Annotated in this window: 15 protein-coding genes; 6 read left to right on the top strand and 9 right to left on the bottom strand. The window is 70.2% G+C overall.

All coding sequences use genetic code 11. The features are described from left to right. Positions 1–105 precede the first annotated feature (105 nt). From IT355_18570 to IT355_18560, 3 genes are all read left to right on the top strand, one after another. On the top strand, positions 106–1,437 hold the full coding sequence (locus IT355_18570) for a flavodoxin family protein (protein ID MCC7055283.1): 1,332 nt from the start codon (positions 106–108) through the stop codon (positions 1,435–1,437). Between the two features lie 124 nt (positions 1,438–1,561). After that, a complete protein-coding gene (locus tag IT355_18565; GenBank protein MCC7055282.1) occupies positions 1,562–2,020 on the top strand; it encodes a hypothetical protein in 459 nt (152 codons plus the stop codon). A 65-nt stretch (positions 2,021–2,085) separates the two neighbouring features. Beyond that, complete coding sequence (locus IT355_18560; GenBank protein ID MCC7055281.1) at positions 2,086–2,544, top strand: hypothetical protein; 459 nt, start codon at positions 2,086–2,088, stop codon at positions 2,542–2,544. 83 nt (positions 2,545–2,627) lie between these two features. Here the strand turns inward: IT355_18560 and IT355_18555 are convergent, their stop codons facing one another. Genes IT355_18555 through IT355_18545 form a run of 3 tightly spaced genes read right to left on the bottom strand, consistent with a single transcriptional unit; the run spans position 2,628 to position 8,118 of the window. Beyond that, positions 2,628–3,398 (bottom strand): DUF4397 domain-containing protein, encoded by a 771-nt coding sequence (locus tag IT355_18555; GenBank protein ID MCC7055280.1) that lies wholly within the window; start codon positions 3,396–3,398, stop codon positions 2,628–2,630. A gap of 10 nt (positions 3,399–3,408) precedes the next feature. Continuing rightward, positions 3,409–5,043, bottom strand: a complete 1,635-nt coding sequence (locus IT355_18550; protein MCC7055279.1) for a RagB/SusD family nutrient uptake outer membrane protein — start codon at positions 5,041–5,043, stop codon at positions 3,409–3,411. A gap of 3 nt (positions 5,044–5,046) precedes the next feature. Continuing rightward, entirely contained in the window at positions 5,047–8,118 is a 3,072-nt protein-coding gene (locus IT355_18545) for a SusC/RagA family TonB-linked outer membrane protein (GenBank protein MCC7055278.1), read from the bottom strand. A 571-nt stretch (positions 8,119–8,689) separates the two neighbouring features. Between IT355_18545 and IT355_18540 the strand changes: the two genes are divergently transcribed. Then, a complete protein-coding gene (locus IT355_18540; protein MCC7055277.1) occupies positions 8,690–9,139 on the top strand; it encodes a DUF2892 domain-containing protein in 450 nt (149 codons plus the stop codon). Between the two features lie 149 nt (positions 9,140–9,288). On the opposite strand, the gene mmuM is transcribed toward IT355_18540, so the two are convergent. From mmuM to IT355_18520, 4 genes are read right to left on the bottom strand one after another with little or no spacing between them, the layout of a single operon-like run. Next, a complete protein-coding gene (mmuM, locus tag IT355_18535; protein MCC7055276.1) occupies positions 9,289–10,245 on the bottom strand; it encodes a homocysteine S-methyltransferase in 957 nt (318 codons plus the stop codon). Between the two features lie 13 nt (positions 10,246–10,258). Further along, on the bottom strand, positions 10,259–10,522 hold the full coding sequence (locus IT355_18530; GenBank protein ID MCC7055275.1) for a hypothetical protein: 264 nt from the start codon (positions 10,520–10,522) through the stop codon (positions 10,259–10,261). Then, a complete protein-coding gene (locus IT355_18525) occupies positions 10,519–11,952 on the bottom strand; it encodes a radical SAM protein (protein ID MCC7055274.1) in 1,434 nt (477 codons plus the stop codon). Before IT355_18525 ends, IT355_18530 begins: the two co-directional genes overlap by 4 nt. A 3-nt stretch (positions 11,953–11,955) precedes the next feature. Then, on the bottom strand, positions 11,956–12,717 hold the full coding sequence (locus tag IT355_18520) for a prolipoprotein diacylglyceryl transferase (GenBank protein ID MCC7055273.1): 762 nt from the start codon (positions 12,715–12,717) through the stop codon (positions 11,956–11,958). A gap of 244 nt (positions 12,718–12,961) precedes the next feature. Here IT355_18520 and IT355_18515 point away from each other — a divergent pair, with 244 nt between their 5' ends. Together IT355_18515 and IT355_18510 are read left to right on the top strand one after the other, a co-directional pair. Continuing rightward, positions 12,962–13,180: a hypothetical protein gene (locus tag IT355_18515; GenBank protein ID MCC7055272.1), complete on the top strand. Its 219-nt coding sequence runs from the start codon at positions 12,962–12,964 to the stop codon at positions 13,178–13,180. 46 nt (positions 13,181–13,226) lie between these two features. Further along, positions 13,227–14,252, top strand: coding sequence for a hypothetical protein (locus IT355_18510; GenBank protein MCC7055271.1), 1,026 nt, complete (start codon positions 13,227–13,229; stop codon positions 14,250–14,252). Here the strand turns inward: IT355_18510 and IT355_18505 are convergent. Both IT355_18505 and IT355_18500 read right to left on the bottom strand, forming a co-directional pair. Further along, the gene (locus IT355_18505) at positions 14,249–15,259 is read right to left on the bottom strand and encodes a Gfo/Idh/MocA family oxidoreductase (GenBank protein ID MCC7055270.1); all 1,011 of its coding nucleotides are present in this window, start codon (positions 15,257–15,259) and stop codon (positions 14,249–14,251) included. The two genes, IT355_18510 and IT355_18505, sit on opposite strands and share 4 nt — an antisense overlap. Beyond that, positions 15,256–18,435, bottom strand: coding sequence for a PD40 domain-containing protein (locus IT355_18500; GenBank protein ID MCC7055269.1), 3,180 nt, complete (start codon positions 18,433–18,435; stop codon positions 15,256–15,258). Before IT355_18500 ends, IT355_18505 begins: the two co-directional genes overlap by 4 nt. Between the last annotated feature and the right edge of the window lie 9 nt (positions 18,436–18,444).

Here is an 18,444-nt window from a genome sequence, read left to right as displayed (position 1 = left end):
CACGCGCGGTCAGGGGAACGCCTACCACCGGAGTACGAGCGGCATGGCATCGTTCGCCCTCTGGCCTCGCCACGATGTTGCCAGCCTCCCCGAGCCCCGCCTGCCATGCGCGCCCTGATCCTGAACGCGGCCCCTGGCCCCGATCCGCAGCTCGATGAGCTCACGGCGCGCGTCGCCTCGGATTTCGTCGCCCGCCGCTATGCCGTGGAGACGTTCGCGCTGCGGGACGTGCCGGTGGCCTACTGCCAGGGCTGCTTCGAGTGCTGGACGAAGACCCCCGGCATCTGCAAGATCGACGATGCCGGCCGCGACCTCTCCGCGGCGTTCACCGTGTGCGACGTGGTCGTGCTGGTCACGCCGGTGCTCTTCGGCAGCTACTCCTCCGAGGCGAAGAAGGTGCTCGACCGCACGCTTGGCACGCTGCTGCCGTTCTTCCGGCGCATCGATGGCGAGGTGCACCACGTGCCGCGCTACAAGTACCCGCCGGCCCTCGGCGTGATCGCGGTGCTCGATTCGCCTGACCCGGATGTGGAGCAGGTCGTCCGGGTGCTCGCACTGCGCAATGCGATCAACTTCGGCGCACCGCTCCATTCGGTGGGCGTCGTCCATCGCTCCGGCCAGTCCGGCGCCGGCTTCGCGGCGTGCGACGCGCTCGTCAGCACCCTCACGGCCACGGCCGCCCGCGCCACGATCGAGGAGATCGAGGACGTGGACACGCTGCTGCCGGTGACGCCGCTGGCGCCGGATGCACCGCGGCCGACGCGCGCCATGCTCCTCATCGGCAGCGCGAAGCCACACGGCACCAGCACCTCGGAGTCGCTCGGCAGCGTGCTGCTGGAGCGACTCGCGCTGCACGGGCTGGACGTCTCCATGCGCTACGTCCAACGCGAGGCCCACGACGCGGCGTCACTGCACGCCTTCGCCAGCGCGGTGCGTGCCCACGACCTCCTGATCGTCGCCGCGCCGGTGTACATCGATGCGCTGCCAGCGCTCGTCACGCGGGCACTGGAGGCGATCCTCTCGGATCGCCAAGGTGATGCCGAGCCGCCGCCGCTGACGGTGGCGATGGTGCTCAACTGCGGCTTCCCCGAGTCGCGGCATGCCTCGGTGGCGCGCACGATCGGGGCGCTCTTCGCACGGCGCGCCAGGGCCCGGTGGGCGGGCGCGCTGCAGCTCGGCGGCGGCGGCGCCATCCACGGCGAGAAGCTCTCGGCGGCCGGACGGATCGTGCACCACCTGCCGCCACTGCTCGAGGATGCGGCGGCATCGCTGGCATCGGGGCGGTCGCTCACCGCTGCCGTCCGTGACGGATTCCGGCAGCAGCTCATGCCCACCACCCTCTACATGGCCGCGGGGGATGCGGGCTGGCTCTGGACCGCCTCGCACGAGGGAGCCCTCACGCGGCTCTGGGAACGACCGGCGGGCGCGGCTGGGTGAGCACTTCGTCCCGTCACCCGGGACCCCCTCCGGCGCATGCAGGTCCCGCTGCGCCGAATTAGTATCATGCGTGCGTCACGCCGCCGCGGCTGGCGCGCACTGCCATCCTACCCCCGGGGTCTCCATGCGCCGTCTCCTGCGTCCCGTGCTGCTCGCCGCAACCATCGGCCTCGTCGCGCCGACCACCGCGCGTGCGCAGGTGGTGGTGCAGGATACCCAGCCGCAGCCGGTGAAGAAGCGGCGCGGGGACATGATGCGCCTCACGAAGGAAGACTTCGAGGGCAACGGCAGCACCTTCGTCACCGCCATCGACATCATCCGCACGCTGCGCCCGCGCTGGCTGAACCCCACCATGGGCCGGATGGCCCAGGCCGGCGGCGACGGACAGCCCGGCGGCGGTGCCACCGAGATCATCGTCTACATCGACGGCAACCGGCAGCCATCCCTGAACGAGTTGATCACGCTGCGCGCGGCGCTCGTGCTGGAGATGCGGTACCTCGACCAGAACCGGGCGATCCAGATGCACGGGCCCGGGCATGAGCTTGGCGTGATCGAGGTGAAGACCACCGGCACGCCGCGCTGAGATCGCCATTCGTCCGGTACCCTCGCAGGACGATCGGAAGTCACTCCTCACAGATCGTTGCCCAGATGATCCGACGACGTCACCTCCTCCTCGCAGTGGCAGTCGCAGCCCTCACGCCGGTCGTCGGACACGCGCAAGACACCGCGGCGGCTCCACGGGCGGCACCGGCCAGGAAGAAGCGTGGTGACCTCAATCGCATCACGAGGGACGATCTCGAGGGTTCCATCGGGGCATACGTGAGCGCGCTGGACATCATCCGGGGGCTTCGTCCGCGCTGGCTCACCTCCGGGGGGATGGGGCGGGCGATGCCGGCGAACATCGGCGCCGACCTCCGCTACGGCGCGACCGAGATCGTCTACTACATCGATGGCACGCGCCAGCCATCGGTGAACGAAGTCAGCGTGCTCCCGGCGACCAGTGTCGCGGAAATGCGATTTCACGACCAGAATCGCGCCGTGCAGATGTTCGGGACGGGTCATGAGCTCGGTGTCATCGAGATCACCACGACCGCAAAGGCTCGCTAGCGTCGGCCACTGCGACCCCACCGTACGACGAACGCCCCCGGCAGCCTGCCGGGGGCGTTCGTGCCTGCACACTGCACATCCACCTACTGGTTCGCCGTGTTGTCCAGGAACGGGCGGTTGGTGGCCGTGGCCGAGGTGATGGTGATGTCACCGCGGGCCGAGACGGTGTAGACCTTGCCCGCCGAGAACGACACCGCCGTGCGGGCGATAGCGTTGGTGGACATGCCCGTGAGCCGTGCGGAGATGTCGTACACGCCGCCGGGGATCGCGATGAACGTGCCGGCACCCTTGTAGGCCACCTCGGTGCCGATCGCCGTCTCGGCCAGCGTGGTCGTGTGCTTCACGTACAGCGTGAGCGGCGCCGCGTTCGAGACCGCGTTCACGAAACGGACACGCGCCTGCGTGAAGTCCACCGCCGTGCTGAACGGATCCTCGACGATGAACGCATCCACCGTCTTCGTCGCCGTGCTGTACGGCCCGCTCTGGTAGAACGAGTAGGCCTTGCCGTCCACGAGCGTGGTGGTGAGGCTCGAGATGGCCAGGTCCTTGTCGGTGGCCGCCGCGATCTTGCCGGTGAGTGTGACCTCGCCCGGGTCGACTGAGGAATAGAACCCGCCCGACCCGACGGCACCGTAGGCCACGCCGGTGACAGCCTCAGTGCCCGTGGCCGAGGTGATGGCGGTCATCTTGATCGCGTTGGCGTAGAAGTTCACGCCCGGCGCGCCGAGGCCGAAGTTGTAGAACCGGATCCGTGCCCGCGGCACGGCGGAGGTGAGGTCCTGCACGGCGTTCTTCTCGCACGCGGCGAGGGACACCGCCCCGAGGAGCATCACCAGGGATCTGAAGAGTTTCATGGCAGTGCGCTCAGGGGAGGGTGATCCACATCGGCTTCGTGTGGTAGTCCAGCGCGAGCGCCCCGATGGTGCCGAGGCTGGCGCTGTTCCACACGTACTCGGAGTTGAAGCGCGGACGGATCCGCTGCACGATCTTCCCGCCGTTGTCGGGATAGAGGTTCGTCGGCGGCGCGAAGCCGGGGTAGACCTGTGCCGCACCGGCCGGATCGAGGTCGGTGTAGTGGTGGCGGCGCATGTCCATCCAGAGCTCGTTGTGGCCCCAGCCCCACTGCGCGATGTACTTCTGCGACATGATCTGCGTGAGCGTCAGGTCGCCCGGCGCCAGCGGCACGATCACCGGGTTGCCGAGGAAGGCCGCCTTCTCGGTGGCCGTGATCTGCGTGGGCGACTGGTTGTTGTCCAGGTTCCGCGCATTCACGAAGTCGAGGTGCGACGAGACGCCGTTGCGGTAGGCGAGCAGCGCCGTGGCCAGGTCACCCTTCCGGTACGCCGCCTCGGCCTTGATGAACTGCAGCTGCGCGTAGGTCATGGCCGGCATCTTCGCCTTGTCGTCGAAGAAGTAGCGGCCCGGCTGCTGCAGGCCACCCGTGCCGGGGAACCCGTAGAAGTTGTTCGGCTGCTGCGCGGTGGTGAGCGCCCCGACCCCGACGACGTTGATGTCGAGGCCGCGGTACACGCCGTCCGGCGCGGCCGGCAGCATCCGGCTCAGGCGCGGATCCACCACCCCGCCCAGCGCGGTGCCGTTCAGCAGGCCGACCACGAACTGCGTGGGCCGGTAGTTCTGCATGTTGGCACGCGTGCGGCCGAAGAAATTCATGTCGTCGTTCTGCGTCGCCGGGTAGGTCAGCAGCGCATCGTCCGCGTTGCTGGCGAACGCCAGGTCCACCAGCTTGATCACGCTGTCGGGGTTGTACGACGCCTTGTTCGAGTAGTGGTTCAGGTTCAGCGCCAGCATGCCGTAGGCGAGCTTGAGCCACTTCGCACGGTCACCGTTGTAGATCTTGTCGGTGCGGGCGAGGTAGGCCTGGTCCACCGCCCCGTCGGCGCGCTGGAGGTTCTTGATCGCCTCGCCCAGCAGCCGCTGGATCTCCTGGTACGCGAACTCCTGCGTGTCGTAGTTGAACACGAACTTCGACTGGTCGATGGCCTCCTTGACGATGATCTCGCCGTGGAGGTCGGTGGTGACCTGCCAGCCCCACGCCTTCAGGACCTGGCCCACGCCCAGCAGGTCCCAGCGCTGCTCGGCCTCGGCCTTCGTGTTCATGTCCACCAGGTTCTGGCCCAGGCTCCAGTACACGTCACGCCACTGCTGCGCGCCGTTGTCGCTGGACGGGTCGTAGCCCATCCGGTCCCAGGTGGAGAGCGACGTACCCGGCAGCGACCACTGCTGCGTGTAGCGCCCCACGAACCGGGCATCGAGCTGGGGGGACGTCACGAACCAGTGCAGCATCGGCGCCAGGTACAGGTTCGCCGAGACCACCTGCGGCCCGTTCGGGTTGGTGTTGACGTCGAGGAAGTCCTTGCAGCCGGCGGTGACCACCAGCAGGCTGGCGACTGCCGCCGTCCGGGTGGCCTTCCCCAGCGTCCGTCCCATGCGATTGGCGCGCGTCACGCGCACTCCCGTGGCTTCAGTGATGGATGACATGGCTCAGTACCTCACCGTCAGCCCGAACGCGAGGCCGCGCGGGATCGGGAAGTTGCCGTAGTCGATGCCCGACGCCCCGGAGCCGCCCACGGCAGCCGTGTTGCCGTTCACGATCGGGTCGAGGCCGGTGTAGTTGGTGAACACGAACAGGTCGGTGCCCGTCACGAAGACACTCGCGTCGCGCGCCATCAGGTACTTGCCGGGCATGCTGAAGCGCAGCGTCACGTCGCGCAGGCGCACCCAGTTGATGTTCCGCTCGATGAACAGCTCCTCGCTGATGTTCTCGTAGTACGCCGTCTGCGACGACGGCAGCACCACGATGTTGTTGGCGGTGGGCGTGGCGGAGTTCTCCTTGCCGTCGCGCAGCACGCCATCGATCACCCGGGCCTGGTCGCGGTCCAGCGTCCGGTTGCTCAGGCCACGCGATGTCAGGAACTGCTCGGTGGCGTTGAACACGTCCCCGCCCTTCCGGATGTCCACCAGGAAGTTCAGCGAGAAGCGCTTGTACCGGAACGTGTTCGTCAGGCCGATGGTGAAGTCGGGCTGGCGATCGTAGCCGGCATCGACGAACGCCGTCGAGCGCAGCGGCAACCCGGTGGTCGGGTCGATCAGCAGCTTGCCGGCGGTGTTCCGCAGGTAGAACTGGCCCGTCAGCGAGCGTGTCGAGAGGCCCGGCGCGGTGCCGTTGCGGATGTTGCCGAACAGCCAGGTGTCCGACACGTACGACTCCGGCAGCGCGTTCGGCAGCCGGAGCACCTTGCCCCAGGCATGCTCGAAGTTCGCCAGCACGTCCCACGTGAACCCGCGCTTCACCACCGGGCGGGCGCGGAGCGTGATCTCGGTGCCCTCGTTGCGCGTCACCGCCCCGTTCAGGTTGAACAGGATGAAGCCGGTCGCGTAGCTGCCGCGGATGTCGTTCACGATCTGGTCACGCGTCTGCTTGCGGTACCAGGTCACGTCCAGGCCCAGCCGGTCCTGCAGGAAGCTCAGCTCGGCGCCGAACTCGTACGACCGCGCGAACTCCGGCTTGAGCGCCAGGTTCGGGCCGGTGAAGCCGTAGCCATAGCCGCCGTTGGCCGTCGTCTTGCTCTCCAGCGACGGGCGGTACGCATACGGACGTGCGTCCTTGCCCACCTCGGCGTACGCCGCGCGCAGCTTGCCGGTCACGTACTTCGCCACCGACGGGAAGGCATCCGAGAACACGAAGCTGCTCGAGACCGAGGGATAGAAGAAGCTGTTCCGCTCGGTGGGGATCGTCGACGTCCAGTCGTTGCGCCCCGTCACGTTCACGAACATGTAGTCCCGGAACGACAGCGTCGCCTGCCCGTAGGCACTCACCAGCCGGCGCTGCGCCAGCGTCGTGCGGTTGGTCCGCAGCACCGTGTTGTTGATCGACACGAAGTTCGGGTCCAGGAAGTCCTGGCCCTTGAGCGCGTTGGCCTGTGAACGCAGGTCCGAGATCGAGTTCCCCACCAGGCCGCTGATCGAGAAGTCACCCACGAGCTTGCGGCTGTGCAGGTTCAGGATCGTCTGCGAGTTCAGGTTGCGCGTCACGTCGGTCGCGAGGTCCAGCACACCGTTGTAGGTGTTGCCGTACACGCTCTCCGGGTGCCGCAGGATCTGGTTCTCGTTGGTGTAGCCGTCGGAGCCGAACGTGGCGCGGATGTCGCCCCAGGAGAACGGCGTCAGCACGAGGCCGAAGTTCGCGATCAGGCGCCCGTTGGTGCTGGTGATCGCATTCCGATCGACGTTGAAGTACGGGTTGTCGGTCTCGGTGCTCGCGGCGAGGTTCGTGATCCGGCGGCGGGTGCCGGCCGGCGTCAGGTAGTCGCTGGCGTTGTCCGTCTGCGGCCACAGCAGCAGGCCGATCAGCGGGCCGTTGGTGCCCTTGTACACCTGCGAGTTGTCCGACTGCGCGTACTGGATCGACAGGTCGGCCTTGAGCCAGCTGGTGACCTGCGCCTGCGTCGCGCCGCTGAGATTCACCTTGCGGTAGTCCGAGTTCGGCACCACGCTGCCCTGGTTATCCGCCGACACCGAGATGCGGTAGTTCAGCCGGCTGTCCGCCGAGGCGCCGCTGAAGGCCAGGTTGTGGTGCTGAGTCATCGCCGGCTGGAAGAAGCCGTCGATGTTGTCGTAGAACGTGGTGCCGGCCGAGTACGGCGCGCCGAAGTACGAGAAGGCGCCGAGGGTGCCCCCAGAGATCGTCGACGGGCCGTAGGTGCGCTGGAGCGTGGGCCGCGCGCGCGTCTGGTCGACGCGGAACCGGTTGCTGTACTCCAGGCCACCACCCACCCGCCCGCGCTTGGTCGTGATCACGATCGCGCCGTTGGCGGCGTCGATGCCGTAGAGCGCGGAGGCCTCGGGCCCCTTCAGCACCACCATCGACTCGATGTTCTCCGGGTCGATGTCGGCGGCGCGGTTGGTGAAGTCCAGGCCGCGGTTGTTGAACGCGGTCACCGAGCCCGGCGCGTCCGACGCCAGCACGTTGGTGTTCAGCGTCTTGTTGTCCATCGGCAGTCCGTCGATCACCATCAGCGGCTGGTTGCTGGAGCTGATCGAGCTCACGCCGCGGATCGTGATCGACGACGAGGCGCCCGGCACGCCGGAGGTGCTCGTCACCTCCACGCCCGCCACGCGGCCCTGCAGCGAGTTCACGAAGTTCTCGCGGCCGGTCTGCGCGATGTCGGCACCGGCCACCGTCTGCTGCGAGGTGCCCAGGTTGCGCTGCACCGTGGTCTGGCCGAGGGCGGTCACCACCACCTGGTCGAGGGCGGCCGCCGTGTTCTCGAGGATCACGCGGATGGTGTTCTCGGCCCCCACGGTCCGCTCGCGCGGCAGGTAGCCGATCCGCCGGAAGCTGAGCACCTGCCCCACCTCGGCGCGGATCGAGAAGTCGCCCGCATTGTTGGTCATGGTGCCCTGCCCGGTGCCCTTCACGGTCACCGCGACACCCGCCAGCGGGATGCCTCCCTCACGTGACACGTTGCCGGTCACCGTCTTCTGCTGCGCGAGGGCCTGCGTCGCGAGCAGGGCGGTGCCGAGCAGTGCCGTGAGCACTTGTCTCATCTTCATTCCCTGTACCGGGTTGTGGTGGTCAGCGCGGGATGGCGGATTGCCAGGGGCATGCATCGCGTTGCGCTGAGCGCACTGCCTGACTGCTGGTACGACACCTGCATGGGTTGACCTGCATGGAGTGACCGACGTGCGATGTGAGCCGTGCGATGCGGGCCAGCAGACACGCACAGGCGCGTGCGAGGGCGACCGGGTCACCGGGAACGCCGCAGGCAGCCGATCCGCCGCGCTGGCGCACCGACCTGCGTCCGCTGGAATACCACGCACCGCGCCGCGCGCGACGCATGCGTGCTGGCACGCTGCGTGGGAGGTCAACCTGCAACCATTCGTGGGCGCAGCGGTCAGTGCGCGATAGGCTACCGCACGTGCACGATGCTGTCAAATCGCACGGTCACCGCGCACGCATCGACACCGTGCACACCGCGCGCCATTGACACACCGGTCACCCGTCCTTCAGGCCCGCGCGCCGCACGACACGGCGTGAATCCTTCGCGGCGGTTTCGGGCTCTCCTGCATGCACGCCACGATGCACGCCACGATGCAGCCCGACCGAACCCGTCACGGAGCACACATGACTCATTCCCGACCGATCCTGTTCCTTTTCGCTGCCGCGATCGTCGCGATGCCGGCCGCCACACACGCCCAGGCCGCGGCGGCGCTGTCCGGTGACGTCGCGATCGCCAGCACCGCCGGTGGCCCGCGCCTCGACGCCGCTTCGGTGACGGCGCAGCGGGTGGAGTCCGGCGCGCTGCGCGAGGTCGCCGCGCCGCGCCGCGACAACGGCTTCGCGTCGAGCGGGTTCGCCCAGTTCATGTCCAGCCCTGCCGGCCGCATCCTGCGCGTCGTCGCCGGCGCCGGCATGATCGGTGGCGGCATCGCGGCCGACAGCAAGGCCGGCACCACCGTCGCCGTCATCGGCGCCGTGCCCCTGCTGGCGGGTACGTTCGACTTCTGCATCCTGTCGCCGCTCTTCGGCGGGCCGCTCAAGGGCCGCGACATCCGCGCTGCCGCCTCGAAGTAACCGCGGCACCCGCACCCATCGCCGTCAGGAGGCCGCGCGCCCAGCCTGGCGGCGATGGTGCCGCGTGGACGGAATGCCGGCACGCGGTCGGCCGGTGCTGACCCGGGAGCGGACAGGAATCCGCGGTCCGAGCCCGCGGTGCGGCACACTCAGGCGCCACGCTCGGCGGTGAGTTCGCGCACCAGCGCCGCGATGTCTGCCGGTGTCGTGCGACAGCAGCCGCCGAAGATCGTCGCCCCGGCGTCACGCCAGACCGGCGCGCCACTGGCCAGCGAGAGGCCGTCGCGATCCGCCGTCCAGCGACGCTCGGCCGCCAGCCAGCACTCGCCGGAGTTCGGATAGACGAGGATCGGGGTGGCCGTCACCGCGCGGGCCGCGCGCACGAGTGACTCCACATGCGCGGGCGCCGTGCAGTTGATCCCCACCGCCGCCACCTGCGGGTCACCGTCGCACTCCGCCACCACCTCGGCGAAGCGTTCGCCGCTCGGCAGGCGTGCGCCATCCTGCGCCGTGAAGCTGAACCAGGCCTGCACCCCGGGCACCTCGTGCAGCAGCCGGCGCAGGGCGCGCGCCTCGGCCGCACACGGGATCGTCTCGCACGCCAGCAGGTCGGCCCCCGATGACGCCAGCAGGTGGAAGCGTGCCCGGTGCCACTCGACCAGTCCCTCCTCGTCGAGGGCGTAGTCGCCGCGGTACTCCGACCCGTCGGCGAGGAAGGCGCCATACGGACCCACCGACGCCGCCACCAGCGGACGTGCACGTCCCGTGCGGTTCGCCGCCACCGCCCAGAAGGCGTCGCGCGACTCGACGGCGAGCTGCACCGCGCGCCGCATCAGCGCGGCGGCGGCGCCGGCATCCAGCCCCCGCCGCCCCAGCCCCTCGAAGGTGGCCTGGTACGTGGACGTGATCGCGATGTCGGCCCCGGCCGCGACGTAGTCGTCGTGCACGGCGCGGATCAGCGCCGGCTGTTCCAGCAGCACCCGCGCCGACCAGAGCGCGTCTGAGAGATCGGCACCGCGACGCTCCAGTTCCGTGGCCAGCGCGCCATCCACGATCACCACGCCGCGCGCGGCGAGGAACGGGGCGAACAGGGCCCCTGCCGTCACGGCGTCACGCGTGTCACGGCAGTTCGTCGGTGGAGCGGATGCTGCCGGTCATCACGCGCGGTGCGCGCGAGCGCCGCACCCGTCGCACGACGTACGCGATCACGCCGAACACCAGCAGCGCGCCCACCCCGGTCACCGTGGCCGCCGTCGCGAAGTCCCCGTTGCCGGTGCCACCGTGCTTGCTGGCGTACTCCATGAACATCGCGCCGCAGAACGAGAGCACGAGCCCGATCGCACCGGTGATGAACAGGGCGATCCCCACCAGGATCCGCTTCACGACGGGCTCCGCGGTGTCACCTGGTACAGTGCCTCCACCTCGCCACGCCGCTCGGCCAGCAATGCGCGCCGGTCGTCGCGGTACAGCAGGTTGAACGACTCGAAGGGAATGATCCGCCCGTCCGGCTGCACGATGTGGACGCAGCTCTTCTTCATCGCGCGCACGTCGAACGCCGTCGCGTCCATGAAGGCCATGATCAGCACGCGGAAGACGCTGTCGTAGCCGATGCCCGGCGCGTCCACCGCCGGCAGGCAGCAGAGCAGTGAGGCGAGGTGCGTCGCCTGCGACTCCGGCGAGTGGTTGGTGGCGAAGAGCCGGAACACCTGGTCCTTGAGCGCCGGGTCCTGCTCGAAGACGATCGTGTTGCGGTCGCCCGCCAGCAGCACCTCGGGGGGCAGGAAGCGCGTGAGGGGCACGATGCCCGCCGGCGTGCGCAGGGCGTAGCCCATCGCCAGCGCATCGGCGTTGCACGGCACCGGGATCACGTCGTCGGGCTGGAAGATCGGACACTGGTCGAGCAGGCGCTGGCGCACCTCCGTCAGCGTCAGCCGCGCGGTGGTGCCCGGCACGCCGTCCAGCCGGCCGGCGAACTGGATCGGCTGCAGCGTGACGCCCCGGATGCACGGATGCTGCGTGGCCCACTGCACCACGTCGCCGATCTCCTGGTCGTTCACGCCGGCGGCCACGGTCATCACCAGCGTGGTGGAAAGCCCCACCCGGTCCAGGGCGGCCACGGCATCCTCGCGGATGCGGCGCAGGTCGGCCCCGCGCAGCGTCATCAGCGCGTCACGCTGCAGCGAGTCGAACTGCAGGTACACCTCGAATCCCGGCGCATACGTCGCCAGCCGCTCCGCGAACCCCGGTTCGGTCGCGATGCGGATGCCGTTGGTGTTCAGCATCAGGTGGTGGATCGGGCGCCGCTTCGCGGCATCGAGGATCGCGAAGAAGTCCGGGTGCGTGGTCGGCTCGCCGCCGGAGATCTGCACCACGTCGGGCGTCCCCTCGTTGGCCACGATCGCGTCCAGCATCCGCTCGATCGTCGCCAGGTCGCGCCGCTCCGTGCGGTGCGGGCCGCTGGCCGCATAACACACGGGGCACGACAGGTTGCAGTGGTCCGTGACCTCGAGGATGGTGAGGCAGGAGTGCTGCATGTGGTCGGGACAGAGCCCGCAGTCGTACGGACAGCCCCACGCCATCGGGGTGTTGAAGCGCTCCGGCATCTCGGGCGGCTTCATGTACACCTCGCGTCCCAGCCGCCAGAACTTCTCGTCCGACGCCACCAGCACCTTCGCGTGCCCGTGCGCCGGACACCACTTGTGCATCCACACCGCACCGTCACGGATGACGAGCTTGCCCTCGATGCGCCGCAGGCAGTGATCGCAGAGCGACACCACCTGGTCGTAGTACAGGAACGGCCGGGTCCGGGGCATCGGTCAGGGTGCAGGGAGCACAGCAGGCAGCGGCGCACCCGCACGCCGCGCACGGAACAGCCAGACAAACCACGTCACGCCACCCAGCGCGGCCCACTGGATCGCGGTCAGCCCCGCGTAGCGCGCCACCGGCAGCGTGCCGGTCGCGACCGGCCCGAAGGGCGGCTTGAGGAACTCGAGCACGAATCGCAGCACGCAGTACCCGAGCAGCAGCGCTGCAAATCGCGCGCCCGTGGTGGCCGTCCACCGCCGCCGGATCGCCACGAACAGCAACGTAACGGCGAGCATCTCGTACAGCGCGACGGGGTGCCGCGACAGGCCATCCCCGTAGTCCCAGCCCCATGGCAGCGTGGTGACGGTGCCGTACGTCTGGTCCCAGAGCCCCGAGAGCTGGCAGCCCATCCGCCCGATCACGAGCCCCGCCGTGATGGGCGCCACCCACGCATCGCCGGTCGGCACGCGCCAGTCGATCAGCCGCTTCCCCACCTCCACCGCCACGGTGCCGCCAAGGAAGCCGCCCAGCACCGACTTGCCCGCGAGGAAGAGCCGGGTGTCGTCCTGGGCCAGCAGCGCCGGCAGGTGTTCGAGCACATGCAGCACCTTCGACCCCACGGCGGCCCCGAACACCGCGCACCCCAGCAGCAGGAAGCGGTCGCGCGCCGGCGGCTGCAGGCCCGCACTCCGTTCGCGCCAGTAGAGCCGGCCGGCCACGAAGTAGGCAAGTGCCTCGAGCACGAGGTGCGGGAGCGTCGAGGTGGCGGACACATCCCAAAGCTGGGCAGGACGCACCCGGTCCGGCACCTCCCCGACGGTGCGGGGCTACAGTGCCCGCGCCACCGCAGCTATCGTCCCGTCACTGCAGCGGACCGCACCGACGGGATCGCCGTCGCGTCGTCCGAGCCCCCCCGCCATGCCGAATGGCTCGACACGCCAGCACCGAGGCCATGATGATGCACCACGCGCTGTCATTCCTGACGGACGGCGTACGCGCCGGCATCCGGGGAATCCGATGACACCGCCGCCGAGGCTCGATCCCGAGGCCGGCGGGTTTCCCAGGGGCATCTCGCAGCCCGCCCTGCGCGCACTGGCCGGCGTGAACGTCACGCAGGTCGAGCAGCTCGCGACCTGGACCGAGGCGGAGATCGCGCTCCTGCACGGCATGGGTCCGAAAGGCGTGCGGATCCTGCGAGATGCCCTGGCGCTCCGCGGGTTGAGCTTCCGCACCTGACACCCGCCCGCGGGACAGGACACACCTTCACGATCCGGAGCGCGACATGACATCAGGAAGCCACCCGATCCGACGGGTGTCCGGCGTGGCGATGGCCGCCCTGCTCCTCGCCGGCCGCGCGGGGGCACCCGGCGCGCAGCCCGCACCGGCCGGCACCCTGGTCGTGACCAACAAGGGGCCTGCGACCGCAACCATCATCGACATCGCGAGCGGCACCGTCCTCGCGACGCTGCCCACCGGCCAGGGGCCACACGAGGTCGTGATCACCCGCGCCGGCGGCACCGCCGTGGTGTCCGACTACGGGGCGCAGGTGGGCGGCAGCACGCTGACGGTGATCGACGTGGCGCAGCGGCGTGTGGCGCGCACGATCAGCCTCGGCGAGTACCGTCGCCCGCACGGCCTGGTCATGCTGCCCGGTGATTCCGCCGTGGCTGTCACCTCCGAGGCGAACCGGGTGGTGCTGGTGGTGCACATCGCGCGCGGCGAGATCCTGCGCGCCGTGCCGACGCAGCAGGCCGGCTCGCACATGGTGGGGGTCGCCGCGGACGGCCGGCGCGCATGGACCGGCAACATCGGCAGCCACAGCATCTCCGAACTCGACCTCGTGGCCGGTACCTTCGTGCGGAGCATCTCCGTGCCGGCGCAGCCGGAGGCGATCAACGTCACCCCCGACGGACGCGAGGTGTGGGTCGGCAGCAACGCGACGGGCGTGGTGAGTGTGGTCGACGTCACGACCGGCGCCGTCACCCCCGCCGCAACGGGGCTCGGCTGGCCGTACCGCGTGGCCTACACACCCGACACCGCAGTCGCGCTGGTGCCCGACCTGCGCGGCGAGGTGCTGCGCTTCATCGACCGGCGCACCCATGCGGAGCTCGCGCGCCTCGCCCTGGCGGGCACCGCACCCCAGGGGATCGTGGTCGCGCCGGACGGCCGGTTCGCGTACCTCTCGCTGAGCGCGAAGGGCACGGTGGCGGTGATCGACCTCGCGACACGGCGCATCGTGCGCGAGATCGCGGCCGGCGAGACGCCGGATGGCGTGGCGTATGCAGCGCCGCGGATGTCCAGTCGCTAGGTGCCGCCCCGCTCCGTCGCCACCAGCGCCCTCAACCCGTCCAGCATCGCCGCCACGTCCAGCGATTCCGCCTCGCTGATGCCGTTCCACTCCGCGCCCCGCACGTAGCCCGCGAACGCCTCTGCCTCCGCGCGGAAGCCGTTCATCCGTGCCACCTCGATCTCCTCCCACGCGTCGCGCCGACCCGTGCCGCGCCTGATCCGGATCACCGGCGGTGGACCCAGGTCGGAGTGGTTGGCGAACGTGGTCTCGATCGACCCCGCATCACCCGCGATGAGCGCCTGGCGGTGCACCGCCGTCTCGAAGCTGCACGCCGCCTGCGCCAGCATTCCATCCGCGAACTGCAGCGACACGATCGCCGCGCGATCCACGTCGAGCGCGTCCCAGTGCCCGAGCGCCTGCATGGCCACGGGTGCGGCGCCACTGATCATGCGGATGAGGCTCAGCGGATAACTCCCCAGGTCCATCAGCGCACCACCGGCTAGCTCCGCATCGAAGCGGATGTCGGTGCGGTCCACGAGCGGGAACCCGAAGCTGGCCTGCACGAGCTGCACCCTGCCGATCGCCCCCTCCGCCAGCAGCTCCTGCAACCGCAGCGTCTGCGGCTGCGAGCGGTACGGGTATGCCTCGACCAGCCGCACCCCGCACGCGCGGGCGGTGTCGTACATCGCCATCGCCTCGGTCACGGTGGCAGCGAGCGGCTTCTCGCACAGCACGTGCTTCCCCGCCTCCATCGCCCGGATCGACCACGCGCCGTGCAGCCCGTTCGGCAGCGGCACGTACACGGCGTCCACGTCGTCGTCGGCCAGCAGCGCGTCATACGACGCGTGCACCACGAGCGCCGTGCCGGTGTCGCGCACGAAGGCACGCGCCCGCGCCACCTCGCGGCTCGCGATGGCCGTCACCGCTACGGCCGGCGAGCCCGCCACGCCGGCCACGAAGCCGCGTGCGATGCGCGCCGCGCCAAGGATGCCGAGGCGGAGTGGGGCGGCGCGCCGCGGTGTCATCGCAGCCGCGCGAGCAGGTCGGCCACCGCCGCGTCGAGCTGCGAGTCACGCGCCGTGTACGACTCGCCCACCGGACGCACCACCAGCCGGTCCACCGGCCGCGGCACCAGCTCCATGTCCGCGCCATCCGCACCCTGGATCCGGATGAACGGCATCCGCAGGGTCGTGCCATCCACCAGCGTCGCACCCGAGGTGTAGATGATCCATCCCGACGTCGGCTCACCCACCACCGTCCCGAGCTTGAGCGCGCGCCACCCTTCCGTGAAGTCTTCGGCGTCGGACAGCGAGTGCTGGTTCACGACCAGCACCGCCGGCCGGTCGAACGAGCGCTGCCCGAGCTGCAGCCGCGCCGGCGCGCTGGGCGAGTCGCGGCGCGTCATCGTGAGGTACGGCCGCCGCGCGAACACGTCCAGTGCGTAGGCATTCACGAAGCCGCCGTTGTTGTTGCGCACGTCCACCACGATCCCGTCGCGGCCCTGGTTCTCGGCATCGATGTCGAGGAACAGCTGGTCCAGCGACCCCTGGCCCATGTCGAAGAGGTGCACATACCCCAGGCGTCCGTTGCTGGCCTGCGCCACGTAGGCGCGCCGTTCTTCCACCCACTGCCGGTACGCCAGCCCCTTGTCGGTGGCGGCATTCACCGGCCGGAGCGTCACGTCACGCTCGACACCCGCCGGCGTCGCGAGCCGCAACGTGGTGCGGCGGTCGATGCTGTGGGCCAGCAGCGAGTCCAGGTTCATGCCGCGCGTGATGCGGGTGCCGTTCACCGACACCAGCACCTCGCCCACGCGGGCATCGGTGGCGGTCGCGAGCGGGGAGAGTGGCGTGATGTCCGCGATCACCAGCCGGCCGCCGGCCTCGTAGGCCGCGCGCGCGAACCGGGCCCCGATGCGGCCCGTCGAGGGGGGCTGCGACGGTGGGCCGCCAGCACCCGAGTGCGACGCGTTGAGCTCGCCGACCATGAGGTTGAGCAGGCGCCGGAACTCGTCGGCCGTGCGTGCCCCGCGCACCTGCGGCGCGAAGGTCGCGCGCACGGCGTTCCAGTCGGCACCATGCATCTTCGGATCGTAGAACCCGTCACGCTGGTACGACCACGCCTCGTCGAACGCCGCCAGCCGCTCGGCCGCCACGTCGACATCCATCTCACCGCGGACGCTCACCGTGCGTGCGGCGCGCGTCTCCACCACCACCGACGTGATGCGGCCCGCCTCGGTGAACCACGCCTCGCGCCCGTCCGCGGCGTACTGCACCGACGACTTTCCACCGGGCGTGGTGGTGAGCTGGCGCGGCGCGGGCGGCTCGGCCGCGAGCGGGTCCAACGAGTAGATGTAGAGCGCCGGCGGCCCCGCGAACTGCCCCACCAGCAGCAGCGTCCGGCCATCCGGTGACAGGTCGCCCAGCGAGAACCCGGTGAGCACGACACTCGCGCGCCGGCGGATCCCGTCGAAGGCGATCGTGGTCCGCGGGGCCGGCCGCGGCGCGGTGCGGGCGCTGTCGCGTGACGTGGAATCGCGCGCCGCCGGTGGACGCGCCGTGTCGCGGACGGGCACGGTGGTGAAGAGGTCGCGGAACTGGTCTTCGCGGAACCGGGGCGTGCGCGGCACGAGGTCGATGCGCACGATCGCCGTGGCCTCGGTGCGCTGGCTCGTGTCGTAGAGCAGGAACTGCCCGTCGCGGCTCCACACGATCGAGCCGGCGAAGGCGTTGGCGAGGAAGCTGACGGCCCGCTTCGCACCACCGGCGGTGGGCACCACCCAGGCATTGGTGAAGCCGCGGTCCTCGGTGCTCAGGAACGCCACCCACGCATCATCCGGCGACCACGCGATGTCACCCGATCCCGCCAGCGGCGGCTTGCCGAAGTGGCCGGTGGTGAGCTCGCGATCGTCCGTGCCGTCCACGCCGACCACGCGGAGGCTGCGGCCGTTGTGGTGGTACGCGATGCGTCGCCCGTCGTGCGAGCGCACCGGCGAGACATCCACGCCGCCACGCGTGAGCACGAGTTCCTCGCGCGTCACGACGTCGGTGCGGACCAGTCGCCACTCGTCCCCGCGCTTGCTGCTGTAGACGAGCCGACGGCTGTCGGGGAGCCACACCGGTTCGTCGTCGGGCCCCGGGTTGGCCGAGATCCGCACCGCCTCCCCGCCCTCCTTCGCGCCGGTCACCCAGACCTCACCCCGCGCCACGAACGCCACCTTCCGTCCGTCGGGCGACACCGCGAGTGCGCTCGCACCGGTGGTGACGGTGGCGCGATCCGCATCCGCGACGGCCGGCGCCCCGCGCAGCGTGACCGGCACCTCACGCGTCTGGCCGCTGGCGATGTCATGGCGCCAGATCGTGAAGTTCCGCTCGAACACGATGGCCGACCCGTCGGCGCTGATCGATGGCCAGAGCACGCGGCCGCTGGTGAAGGCCGTCACACGGCGCGGCGCACCGCCTGCCACGCCGCGCTGCCAGAGGTTCTCCACACCGGCGGTGTCGCGCACGTAGAACAGCGACTGTTCGTCAGCGCTCCACATCGGCCACTGGTCCTTGCCGTCGCCGCCGCGGCTCACGGCGGTGTACGTGGGCACATCGCCGGACAGCGTCACGATCCAGAGCTCGCTCTCGTCCAGGTGCGAGTGTCCGCGCCGCCACCACTGCGCGGCGGTGGTCCCGCGCGCCGTGATCGCCACCCGCCGGCCATCGCGTGACGGCGCGGGCCAGTACTCGCTGGCGTACCGGTCGCCCGCCACGATCATCGGCGTCCCGCCGCCACTCGGAACGCGGAACACGTCGTTCATGCCCGCGATGTCGCGGCTCGACGAATGGAACCAGAGCCACTGCCCATCCCGCGACCAGGCACCCAGCACATCGGGCGCATCATCGAAGGTGATGCGTTGCAGTGCGCCGCTGGCGAGGGTGAGGACGTAGATGTCCCCGTTGCCACTGCGGGTGCTGGTGAACGCCAGACGCGTGCCGTCAGGCGACCAGAGCGGCCGGCCCTCCGTGGCGGGGTGTGACACGAGCAGGCGTGCGTCGCCGCCGGCCGCCGGCACCGTCCACAGGTCGCCACCCGAGGCGAAGACCAGCTCGCGGCCATCCGGCGACAGTGACGGCTCGATGAGCGTGGGGCGCGGCGCCTGCGCGTGCAGAGCACCGGCGGCAGCGGTGGCGAGCAGCAAGGCACGGATCATCATGGGGGCGTC

The sequence above is a fragment of the Gemmatimonadaceae bacterium genome (assembly GCA_020851035.1).
Lineage (GTDB): Bacteria > Gemmatimonadota > Gemmatimonadetes > Gemmatimonadales > Gemmatimonadaceae > JACMLX01.
The sequence above is the reverse complement of the archived record's forward strand: the minus strand, read 5'-3'. Positions and strand labels throughout refer to the sequence as shown.

Excerpts from the sequence above, each read along its gene's own strand:
- IT355_18570 (MCC7055283.1), top strand. The coding sequence starts at position 106 with ATGCGCGCCCTGATCCTGAACGCGGCCCCTGGCCCCGATCCGCAGCTC.
- IT355_18565 (MCC7055282.1), top strand. The coding sequence starts at position 1,562 with ATGCGCCGTCTCCTGCGTCCCGTGCTGCTCGCCGCAACCATCGGCCTC.
- IT355_18560 (MCC7055281.1), top strand. The coding sequence starts at position 2,086 with ATGATCCGACGACGTCACCTCCTCCTCGCAGTGGCAGTCGCAGCCCTC.
- IT355_18555 (MCC7055280.1), bottom strand. The coding sequence starts at position 3,398 with ATGAAACTCTTCAGATCCCTGGTGATGCTCCTCGGGGCGGTGTCCCTC.
- IT355_18550 (MCC7055279.1), bottom strand. The coding sequence starts at position 5,043 with ATGTCATCCATCACTGAAGCCACGGGAGTGCGCGTGACGCGCGCCAAT.
- IT355_18545 (MCC7055278.1), bottom strand. The coding sequence starts at position 8,118 with ATGAAGATGAGACAAGTGCTCACGGCACTGCTCGGCACCGCCCTGCTC.
- IT355_18540 (MCC7055277.1), top strand. The coding sequence starts at position 8,690 with ATGACTCATTCCCGACCGATCCTGTTCCTTTTCGCTGCCGCGATCGTC.
- IT355_18525 (MCC7055274.1), bottom strand. The coding sequence starts at position 11,952 with ATGCCCCGGACCCGGCCGTTCCTGTACTACGACCAGGTGGTGTCGCTC.
- IT355_18515 (MCC7055272.1), top strand. The coding sequence starts at position 12,962 with ATGACACCGCCGCCGAGGCTCGATCCCGAGGCCGGCGGGTTTCCCAGG.
- IT355_18510 (MCC7055271.1), top strand. The coding sequence starts at position 13,227 with ATGACATCAGGAAGCCACCCGATCCGACGGGTGTCCGGCGTGGCGATG.
- IT355_18505 (MCC7055270.1), bottom strand. The coding sequence starts at position 15,259 with ATGACACCGCGGCGCGCCGCCCCACTCCGCCTCGGCATCCTTGGCGCG.
- IT355_18500 (MCC7055269.1), bottom strand. The coding sequence starts at position 18,435 with ATGATGATCCGTGCCTTGCTGCTCGCCACCGCTGCCGCCGGTGCTCTG.